Origin of the sequence: Acinetobacter sp. YH01009, assembly GCF_013420765.1 — a bacterium.
In the GTDB taxonomy this organism is placed as follows: domain Bacteria; phylum Pseudomonadota; class Gammaproteobacteria; order Pseudomonadales; family Moraxellaceae; genus Acinetobacter; species Acinetobacter amyesii.
Map to the genome: position 1 here is coordinate 1 of NZ_VOYE01000033.1, position 5,920 is coordinate 5,920.

Below are 5,920 nucleotides of genomic sequence, written 5' to 3' on the forward strand. Positions count from 1 at the left end.
TTGCTTAAGTATCGCCTGAATAAATATTCTGGAGTTCCATAAAATATTTAATTTATTGGTTTAAAAACTAATGGATTCTATAGTTTATCTAAAATTAACATAATACACGTTATACGAAATGCTCTTTTTATATCTATATAATTCAATGTGTTAATTGATATCATAAAGCCGAACTCAGCTGAGTTCGGCTTTTTTGTTGAATACTACCGTTCCACGCTTAATCTTTAATCAATGTTCCACGCTTTTGATTAGCTCAATTGAATAATCAGGATGCCTGGTCTTTTTCTTTTTGGCGTTCATCCAGCTCTTTCTTCAGTGCCTTTTTATCCTGGTACGATGCAATCAGCATAATCGGGATCAGCAGCGGAGCCACAATAATGCCCAGGGCAATATCTTTCAGTTTCGGCATGAGCTCTCTCCCTTGATTGCTCAGTCATGATCAAAAACAGCATTCAGTACACGGCCAAATAAGCCACGTTTTTTGTGTTGTGGCACTGCCACATTTTGCAACGTGGCATGCTGTAGCGTTTGGGTGTGGTATGCCGTAGTTTCTTGCTGTGGCACTGCCACATTTTCTGCAATATTTAATTCATTATTCTTTTTATTATCATTGTCTTGTTGTGTTGTCGCATGCTGTGGTAGGTCGGTGTCGCATGCCGTAGCATCTTGTTGTGGTGCTGCTGTGGCAGGAGCAACACTTTTCAGCTCAATGAGTGTTTGCATACGGTCAATTTGTTGCATTAACCGTTCTTCACGTTCTTGGTATTTTTTGACTTCATTTTCTAAATGGGCAATAAGTTTTTTTGTAGATTCATCACCTTCTTGCTTAGATGATTCAATTTTTTGAGATGTTTGCTCAGGTTCTCCAAAGCATCGGATGACCTCTGCTAGATCGAATTGTCCATCACTGGAGCGTGATAAACGTCCATTACGTACAGCTCTGTAAATGGTTGATCTATCCACATGAAATTTTTTAGATACTTCACTTAGTGATAACTTAGCCATTTACGGTGTCCTTTTTATTTGATGGCATATATCCCACTTTTTTTAGGTATGGGTATAGTTCTTTTATTCGGTCAGGGTCTTGCAGCATCTCAGCAATACGAATAGCAAATTGCGGATAGCTTTCAGTTCCCTGGGAATAACGACCCATTTCAGGAAGTTCGGAAAGTTTATTTGCAAACATATGCCGTTGAGCATCGGTCATCTTTGAAGAAAGACCCAAAGTATCCGGATCTCTTTCTATTGATGGGCTGTCCTTCTTTTTCTGTTTAAAGTTAAAAGAAAATCCTGAAATTGATCGACCTCTTTTGTGTTGTTCATACTTCACTGTGATATCTGTATGTTCGTTAATTTGTTTAATAGCGAGCTCAAGTACACTAGTTTTAAAGCGTTCCATACGCTTGTACTCAGTATCGAGTACGCCAATTCTTTGACGGAAATCACTTAGCTCTATAATTGGAGTAGAGCCCGTACTTCTCCAAGCAATTAATAACTCATATAAACGAACAGCATAAGCACTACTGAGATTACTAACTTGCTGCAATTCGTATTTAGTAAAATGCTCTTCTAAGCGCGTAATTAATGGAACTATGGCAGGGGCAAAAATAAGCTTAACCACTGCTTCATTATCTACATATCCAATTTCACTAACCCAACGGGATCTATAGTTCTCAATATTCCCTCTTTCATTTATTTTTTGATAGCTGAATTGTCTTGCGAATAAATCATTACAGGCATCTTTTAATGCCTGATAAGCGGTATTGCGATGTACGCCAAATTGATTGATATAGCTTTCTGCATGGACAGTTAAGGGATCATTAGCATTAATCCCTTTCCCACTTTCTCTTGCCTCAACAATAGCTAATAAAATTAAACGTTGTTCTACTAAATCTAAGTTATAACTTGCATTAATTAAGGCATTGTCTTTTACAACTAACTCTCTCATGAAGCACCAGTATTATTTATTATGCTATGACACCTTAATTAATTTTAGTGCTATAAGCAAGGTAAACGGTGTCATATTGCAAGGTAAACGGTGTCATATTGCAAGGTAAACGGTGTCATATTGCAAGGTAAACGGTGTCATATGAAGTCTAGAAGCCTTTATTTACAAGGCTTTCAGCTTACCTAAAAGCATTTAAAAACTTTAAAATAATTAAAAGCCCAGGCAAGGAAAAATTGCCCTTGGTTTTCGCTGCGCTCAAACTCTATTGAATCTCGCTTTCGCTCGATTCGTTGGGGCAATTTTTTGGCTCATTGGGTTGTGACTTTAAAAAAAAGCAAAAGCAGCTCGGAATTCGCTTCGCTCATGAGCTTTTTACTCGCTTCGCTCGACATAAAGCCATCGTAATCAGTTCGCACCCATTCGGGATGCTCTGATTCTGAGTTCTTGATACACAGGGGAGCCTGTAATCAGGGAAAAACAGGTGAAAAAATTTAGATCCCTGTAGTTCGCTCGTAGACACTCGCTAAATGCTCTCATTTGCGATTTAAGAGTTTTTTCTTAACTCAACTATAAATCTACTGTGGTTTAGCAAAACATCGCTAAAAACCCTATTTTTTTGCGTTTAAACAGCATTCACCAAGGTCGGTAATCGTTGTTATTTTCATTTTCTGGTTTTTTAGGCTCATTTTTCTGCTGTTTTTCCAATTCTTGGCGTTTTAAAAATGCCAAATGTTCTCGTTCGTGTCTTTCTTGTTCATAGCGTTGTTCTTTTTGCTCTCGTTCTTTACGTAATTGCTCTCTAAATTCACTTTCTCTGCGATCATTTTCAATTCTTCGTTGGCGATCTACTTCCGCTTGGCGTACTTGCTGCATTCTTTCTTGTTCAATTTTGAGATCATCTGCCCGTTTTGCTTTAAGGAGGGGACTCATATCATCATTAAAATCATGTAGGGTATCGAATGAATGAACGTACTCTCGTTTTAGCTTCTGCCAAAACGTGGGTTTTATCGTTGGTCGTTCAATCCCATTATTTTCCAGTATCTCTGAGCATTGACCTAAGCGTTGGACGACATTCTCAATATCGTATTCTTTAGCAAGTTGTTCGACCTCGGTTGCGTATTCTCTCCAGTTCTCATTTTTTGCCTGTTCTACTGATTTTTCAGTCGCATAAAAATCAGGTTTTTTTATATCTCTGTAAGTATGATGATAAGAGTCATAAAACAAATTATTGCTATGTAGGTAAAAATCGCTTTTGTTTTCTGCTAACCATCGTTTTGTCTTGGTGAGATTTGATTCAATCTGCTTTTGATTATCAGCAGCATTGCTTTGAATGGTGTAAAACTGATTGGCAAATTCTGCATAAATATCTTGGCACCGGATGAAGTCATCATATGCGTTGTCGATCTGTTGAACCTGTTGTTCTTGCAGGCGTTCTTCTTCTAGGTTGAGATTTACTAATTCTGCTAAAAGCTCTTTTTCTTCTGCTTCGGTTAACTGAAGTTCGTTTTCCAGCTGGGTAATCTGATCTTCTAATCGACTTGGAACAATAATTTCTTGATCAAGGCCCTTGATGATCTGTTGGTATTCTCGTGCAGCATCTAAATTTTTGGCTTTGATTGCATCATTTTCAAGTGCAATTCTTGGCAGCACAATTTCAGTGTTACGTTCTTCAAGCGGTCTTTTTTGTTCCTCGTCATATTGTCTGCGAAGTGCTGTAGCTTCATGCCCTTCATGATGAGTGGGTTCAAGAAAGTCTAAGCCCTGATCCTTGTAACTCCGGTGGTCGATGCGTTCGTCTAGTCCGGCATTTTCCAATACTGTGTTTACAACATTGGCAAAAGTTGCTCGGCTGTCCTTCAGGATCTCGGGACCATGGTCGTTGAAGATTCTTTGTTTCTTTCCTAATTCGCCTTTTTCATTGATGAGTCTGGTCGTGAACATCATGTGTACGTGATAGTTTTTATTATTGGTTTCATCGTTATGTTCATGTGGTGCATGGATGCAGGCATCGACAATAACATTGTGCTTGTTCACAAAGTCTCGGCAAAAGTCATCAACGATTTTTATGCGTTCTGCATCTGTTAATTCATGTGGTAAAGCACAGATATATTCTTTGGCGAGTCGTGCATTGGCTTTCATTGAGCCATTGGCATTGAATTCTTTTTTTTCTACTGTATTCCAAAGTGTTTGACGGTCTAAAAGTTTTGTATTGGTATGTTCTGGTGCATAAATATTTTTGTATGCAAGTCCCTTTTTTTTAGTGTAGTCCTGAGTCTTTCCAAAAGTCAGATCCTCTAATTTTTCACAGGCACGATAAGCAGCACAAGCAACGGCTGAACGTCCGTCACTTCGTGAGATGTTGCTTTCATTCAAATGAAAAATTGCCACTTTAAAAACCTAAATTTCTGCATACCGTGGTTTTGATTTTTGCAACTTTGAAAAAGTTGCTGACCATGCTAAAGCGAGGTCATGGGGTACAGGGGTTTCCCCTGTCGCAACGTCCACTTTTGAATGAAATGATAAAAGTGGGTAAGTGCGCCCTTCGTTTCACTCCGGGAAAACTTCGCTTCGCTACGTTTGATATTGCTCGCTTTGTTTTTTGACTCTATGATGATGTTTGGTTATTGATCATCACGGTTTAATACTATGTCAGATATTCAAGAAAAGAAAGATGCAGTTTTAAAGAAGCTCACTAAAGCACAGCAGAAGAAGTTATCTCTACAAGAGCAAATTGAGTATTTGAAAAAAGAACAAGAGCAGATCTTAGAACAGGCAAAACAGAAACAGAATGAGCTTAAACTTAAGCAGCAAAAACTTTTAAGTGAAGCCAAAGCTCAAGAACGGAAAAATGAAACTAGACGGAAAATTTTGCTTGGCGCTTGGGTTTTGAATAAATTTAAGAATGATGAATCTTTTAAACATCAATGGGCTGATTTTGAGCAGTTTTTAAGTGCGGAAAGTAAGACAGAAGAAAATAGACAGAAAGATAAAGAGCTTTTTAATGATCTTTTTAAGGGATAAGTTCTAAATTTCATATAAGAGATTTTATGTTAAATAAAGGTTAACTACTATGAAATGCTAATGTTTGTATTACAGGAGAGGTAGCTCAATTTGTTTGAACAACTAAAAGCTTATTTAAAGTTGAAATTGGCGTAAAATATATAAAACACTCACTTTGTTGAACTGGTATTTTAAGAATGCGAGATGGTATTTACTTCCTTGAATTTCAAGATAATTTTAATGATTTTGGTAATGGAGTTTTTGTAGTACAAAATAATATAATAAATGGTGGAAACTATGCATTTTCCTTTCAAGGTGAAATCATTAATCAAAAATCGAAAGTTATTATAAAACAACATGATAATAGTATAGAAAAAGCTATAAATGAAACTTTAAATGTATCTATTAAAAAGACGAATTATGATTATGAATTATTAGGGAGTATTACTAATAGACCTAATTTAGTCGTTTATATAAAAGCAAAATTTATAGGTGACTTATTTCTAAAATTAACATAATACACGTTATGCGAAGTCAAAAATGGGAGCTCTAAGCTCCCATTTTTAGTCTTTAATGCGCTTTTTCGCTTCGTCATAAACTATGCTGTCAGCTCGTTTCCCAACCGTAATGAGCAAGATAACTACCTGATCATCTTTAACTTGATAAACTAGTCGGACTCCAGCCTTTAATAATTTAATTTTGTAGCAACCTGCAAGATCACCTCTAAGCATATTCTTTGGAATATGTGGCTGCTCTATGACCTTGGCAAGTTTTTTCTTAAATTGATCTCTTATAGCACTAGGAAGCTTTTCCCATTCAGCTGTGAAGTCCTTATGACGTAAAAGTGATGTGTGCTGAATTAGCAGGAGACTTTCACTTGGGAGATTCTAGGCAGCTAACCGATAAAAGTCTTCTGCCATTTGATTTGGTGTCTTAAAATCCAAGCCTTTTTGAATTCTTCGCTGATTATAA

The 5,920-nt window shown here is 36.9% G+C and carries 7 protein-coding genes; 2 read left to right on the plus strand and 5 right to left on the minus strand.

Features of this window, described 5'->3' with window-relative positions:
* Positions 1-265 precede the first annotated feature (265 nt).
* The 4 genes from FTT76_RS17200 to mobQ all read right to left on the minus strand — a co-directional run bounded on the left by FTT76_RS17200 (position 266) and on the right by mobQ (position 4,336).
* On the minus strand, positions 266-409 hold the full coding sequence (locus FTT76_RS17200; RefSeq protein ID WP_001125247.1) for a hypothetical protein: 144 nt from the start codon (positions 407-409) through the stop codon (positions 266-268).
* Between the two features lie 20 nt (positions 410-429).
* Positions 430-1,005, minus strand: a complete 576-nt coding sequence (locus tag FTT76_RS17205; protein ID WP_002011656.1) for a plasmid replication DNA-binding protein — start codon at positions 1,003-1,005, stop codon at positions 430-432.
* The gene (repM, locus tag FTT76_RS17210) at positions 998-1,948 is read right to left on the minus strand and encodes a replication initiation protein RepM (RefSeq protein ID WP_002011663.1); all 951 of its coding nucleotides are present in this window, start codon (positions 1,946-1,948) and stop codon (positions 998-1,000) included. Before repM ends, FTT76_RS17205 begins: the two co-directional genes overlap by 8 nt.
* A gap of 633 nt (positions 1,949-2,581) precedes the next feature.
* Positions 2,582-4,336, minus strand: a complete 1,755-nt coding sequence (mobQ, locus tag FTT76_RS17215; RefSeq protein ID WP_257235117.1) for a MobQ family relaxase — start codon at positions 4,334-4,336, stop codon at positions 2,582-2,584.
* Positions 4,337-4,594: 258 nt separating this feature from the next.
* Here mobQ and FTT76_RS17220 point away from each other — a divergent pair, with 258 nt between their 5' ends.
* Both FTT76_RS17220 and FTT76_RS17225 read left to right on the plus strand, forming a co-directional pair.
* Positions 4,595-4,969, plus strand: a complete 375-nt coding sequence (locus FTT76_RS17220) for a hypothetical protein (RefSeq protein ID WP_086322809.1) — start codon at positions 4,595-4,597, stop codon at positions 4,967-4,969.
* 176 nt (positions 4,970-5,145) lie between these two features.
* The gene (locus tag FTT76_RS17225; protein WP_179997607.1) at positions 5,146-5,466 is read left to right on the plus strand and encodes a GrlR family regulatory protein; all 321 of its coding nucleotides are present in this window, start codon (positions 5,146-5,148) and stop codon (positions 5,464-5,466) included.
* Between the two features lie 45 nt (positions 5,467-5,511).
* Here the strand turns inward: FTT76_RS17225 and FTT76_RS17230 are convergent, their stop codons facing one another.
* Positions 5,512-5,808 (minus strand): type II toxin-antitoxin system RelE/ParE family toxin, encoded by a 297-nt coding sequence (locus FTT76_RS17230; protein WP_180190649.1) that lies wholly within the window; start codon positions 5,806-5,808, stop codon positions 5,512-5,514.
* Positions 5,809-5,920: the final 112 nt, after the last annotated feature.

What these genes read in the sequence shown, in the direction of transcription:
- FTT76_RS17200 (WP_001125247.1), bottom strand. Translation starts at nt 409, where the DNA reads ATGCCGAAACTGAAAGATATTGCCCTGGGCATTATTGTGGCTCCGCTG.
- FTT76_RS17205 (WP_002011656.1), bottom strand. Translation starts at nt 1,005, where the DNA reads ATGGCTAAGTTATCACTAAGTGAAGTATCTAAAAAATTTCATGTGGAT.
- repM (WP_002011663.1), bottom strand. Translation starts at nt 1,948, where the DNA reads ATGAGAGAGTTAGTTGTAAAAGACAATGCCTTAATTAATGCAAGTTAT.
- FTT76_RS17220 (WP_086322809.1), top strand. Translation starts at nt 4,595, where the DNA reads ATGTCAGATATTCAAGAAAAGAAAGATGCAGTTTTAAAGAAGCTCACT.
- FTT76_RS17225 (WP_179997607.1), top strand. Translation starts at nt 5,146, where the DNA reads ATGCGAGATGGTATTTACTTCCTTGAATTTCAAGATAATTTTAATGAT.